This is a genomic window from Flavobacterium sp. Arc3 (assembly GCF_041431375.1).
In the GTDB taxonomy this organism is placed as follows: Bacteria; Bacteroidota; Bacteroidia; order Flavobacteriales; family Flavobacteriaceae; genus Flavobacterium.
On sequence record NZ_JASMRI010000050.1, the window covers coordinates 1 to 4,064 of the forward strand.

Here is a 4,064-nt window from a genome sequence, read left to right on the forward strand (position 1 = left end):
ACGTGGAATTCTTTCTTTTTAGGCTAACTAATATTTATGCCTAATTTTTATCGCTCCACAGGTTTTCGACTTGATCCCTTGATCCCTAAAAATTGATTTAAAAAGAAGTCAATAGATACTGATAAAATAATTAAAGAAGGAATTTTATAAAATATAAATACAATGTTCCATAAAATTTTGAACAAAAAAAAACTCCTCAATTTCTTGAGAAGTTTTGTGGGCGATGAGGGGTTCGAACCTATTGAACGAAACCAAAGTAAACGCTTACTTATTTTTTCTTTGAGAATAAGAGTGCCACGAAAGTGCCACAATTATCATTTCTTTGCAATATCTTAAAAAAAGCTCCTGCATGAAACTTCTTGAGTTTTAAAGAACGTTATAATCCTTATGGTTAAGGGCAAATTTACTATTTATATCTGGAATTATCCCCCTTGGAATGGAAATTATTATTAAAATTTTGTTCCATTAAAGAAATTAAAGTGTTTGTTTGAAGGTAATTATCTTTTGTAATATTAAATTTTTAAATTATGCTCCATACTGTTTATTGTCACCAGAAAAAGGACAAAGCCCTTACGATCCTGTAAATGCTTTTTTTACTACTGGCTCTGCCCGAATAAATACCGAAATTTAGAACAATTTGAATGGCTTTTGAAAAGTGATTACATCCTTAATGTTTGGTATCAATTAGTTTGAAATAGACATCTCAATTCAGGTAATTAAAAGACAATTTTCAAATTACCTGCTAAAAAGTACTTCATAAATATCTAGAATACAAATATAAGTTGATATGAATAGTTTTTTTGTAAATTGTAATCCATTTATCTTAGTCTGGAAATTTTCCCAAAAGAACATCTTAAACTCTTTCCGTTTGTTATCAAAAATAATTGAAATGCTAAAACAACACCAATTAAAACTTGTTTTTTCTTTGATCATCATTGCAGTGTTATTAATTATGTACAATTATAATCACAATGAGACTTTGATCTTGGAAAATAAACTTGTTCGAATAAACAAAGAACTTTACCTGAAACAAGTCACTTTCGAAAGAAGGCAAAAGATATATAATGAAAAAGCAAAACAGCAGCGGGTAGAAATCGAACGTATGCGAAATCAATTGAAACCGTAAGCAAAATGCTTGGTCACAAAAACTTACACACTACACAACATTAGGCTAAAATACTGGATAAAAAAGTGAGTGAGGATATGCAGGTTTTGAGGGATAAATTTAAAATTAATAACGTTAAATTTAAAATAAAAGCTGATTAAAAAATAATTTTGAAAATGTAGCTTAACTATTTGTTCGGGGTTTATTTGTATATACAGAGGAGAAAAATTTGTAGAATACATAAATGATCTTAAAGTTGACTATCTCATTAGGATAAAAAGATTCAGAATTATACAAACAAAGCTCTAGCGGAAGAAGCTGGTTTTAGCAGTACCCAACGTTTTGCGACTGCTTTTTATTCTAGAACTGGAATGCCAACCTCTTATTTTATAGAAGAACTTCAAAAAGAGCAATTATAAATTGCAATTTCATGCACTACCAAGTTTAATTCTGTTAATGGATGATAGATTAGAATAATAACGATTGCTTAGGTAATATATTTCTGCTCTCAAATCATTTGAGAGCAGAAATATATTATTACAAATGCTGTATCTACTTTTTTTCGTACACACAAAACTCAAACCATTTGTAAAAGACATTCATAAAATTAATTGTAAAGGTAGTAATTCTTATAAATTTGCAGTTTAGTTCTACTTGGCAATGATTTTTAAGCATGTTGTTTTTGCAGTCTTTTTGTCTAATTGACGATAATGAGTAAAGATTTTCAATATAAAATCATTGTATTTTCATTAACTTAAACTTTGAATTTCCCATTTGCCAAAAGGCAAAAGCAAATCCATCAGCAAAATCATTATATAGTTGTAAATTAGTACTGTCCATCCCATGACCTGCATTATAATCCACAGCAAAAAGAACAGGATTATTTGAAGTTGTAGATGTTTTTAGTTTAGCTACAAATTTACCAGAAATCCATGGTGCCACACGGGCATCGTTCATTCCAACCGAAATCATACAAGCTGGATATGAGACCCCTTTTTTGATATGGAGATATGCATCCATTTCAAAAAGCGAATTAAACTCTTCTTCTAGATCCGGGTTACCGAATTCTTTCATACTATTTTGACCATTTGAACCCTCTTTAATTCTTGAGGCATTTAAATTTCCATTTTCACAAAGCATTACTTTAAACAAATCAGGTCTTTCGGTGATGGCTCTTCCTACTAAGATTCCCCCTGCACTACCGCTTGAAATTGCGATTTTATCTTTATTAGTGATTTTCTCTTTTATCAAATATTCTGCTGTAGCTATTAAATCTTTCCAAGTATTTGGTTTTGTTCTTTTGTAACCTCCTTTATGCCAATCATCCCCCTTTTCTCCACCACCTCTGACATGAGAAACGACATATACACCATCGTTCAATACCCAAGATAAATTTATAGGTTGGAATGACGGAGCCATAGACATACCGTACGAACCATATCCTTCTATTAGAACATTATTCATACTGTTTTTTTGAAGTCCCTTTTTATAAATTAAAGATACAGGCACTAAAGCACCATCACTAGAAGGAATTTCTATTTCTTCAACTACAAAATTTTCATATTCCGGATAAGCAATAGCTGGGGATAAATTATCCTCTGTAAATTCATTCTTTAAAGTATCATAGGAATATCTTTGTTTTGCATTAATCCAGCCACTAAAGGTTACCCATAACTCAGAGTTGAATTTACTTTTTATTTGCATTGACAACCTTCCTGCTTTAATAGGCAAAGTTATTTGCTTTTTTATATTATTAGCTATAAAATACAACTTAGCTTCTACGCCATTTTTTGTAGTGGAATAAAATAATCCGCCTTCGGTAATAACAAAATCATCAATAGATTCGTTTTTAGATTCGGGCACAATAATTTCGGCCTTTTGAAAATCAAAATTTTTGATTTTAGCTTTGATAATTTTAAAATTGGATGCATTTTTAGAAGACAAACAATAAATATCATCGTTTATAATTATTTGGTCCTTAATATTATTCTCTTTTTTGAAAAGAGGTTTCCAGTTTATTTTTTTTCCAATTAAATCATCAATTCTAGCATAGTAACAATCATAATAATTGGAAGCTCCGCCCAAAAACCCCAAAATATATTTATCTTTTTGATTAAATTCACATACTATTGGAAAGTCTTCAGATTTGACACTTATTTCTGGATTATTATCTTTTGAAAAAATGATAGTATGATCTAAAGGGTTATCTCCTAATTTATAAATAACTGATTCTGTGTTTAATAGGTATTTTTTATCTTTTGGATCAACTACAGGTATGTGTTGATAAACAATTCCAGAATTATCTGAAAGCCATTTTACTCCTTTTAGTTCAGCTGGCCAACAATTTGTAATTACCTCAGATAAAATTGCTTTTGTAGATATATCTAGAAAAGCAATTTCTCCAATTTCTTCGCCATTTTTAGATAGGCCCAAAGCAATTATTTTATTATCCCATGATGGTTTAAGATAATTGATGACATATTCATTTTCATGACCTACTTTATATTCTGACGGATCATAAAGTAATGTTTCTATTCCTTTTTCATTTTTTTTATAATATAACTTACCTGTTTTGTCTTTATCTGTTTTCTTTAAATAAAAAAAATGATTATCATCCGTAATATTCAATAATGTTACACTATATGATTTTCTACTTTCAATTTCTAACAGTTTATCTACAATTTCTTTTCTACCAGAAATGTTATCTAAAACAGAACGACTCTCTATACTATGTCTTTTGTACCAGCGTTGCACTAATGTATCACTCGGGTTTTCCATATAACGATATGGATCATCAATCACTTTTTCAAAATAATTTTCTGTAAATTGTTTTTCAGGTAATACGATGTTCTGAGCAAATAGTGGCTTTGTAAAAATACAAATTGGATATTCCGCTGCAAAGGTCGCCACGATTCCGCTACAAAGTGCACCACGATTCCGCTGCAAAGTACACCATCCA

General features: G+C 30.0%; 2 protein-coding genes. One reads left to right on the forward strand and one right to left on the reverse strand.

The window, feature by feature from the left end:
- Positions 1-889: 889 nt before the first annotated feature.
- Positions 890-1,126 (forward strand): hypothetical protein, encoded by a 237-nt coding sequence (locus QO200_RS19185; protein WP_371543586.1) that lies wholly within the window; start codon positions 890-892, stop codon positions 1,124-1,126.
- A gap of 714 nt (positions 1,127-1,840) precedes the next feature.
- Here the strand turns inward: QO200_RS19185 and QO200_RS19190 are convergent.
- The coding region (locus QO200_RS19190) for a prolyl oligopeptidase family serine peptidase (RefSeq protein ID WP_371543589.1) at positions 1,841-4,064 on the reverse strand (2,224 nt) is incomplete at its 5' end.

Coding starts and splice junctions, on each gene's coding strand:
- QO200_RS19185 (WP_371543586.1), top strand. CDS start 890: ATGCTAAAACAACACCAATTAAAACTTGTTTTTTCTTTGATCATCATT.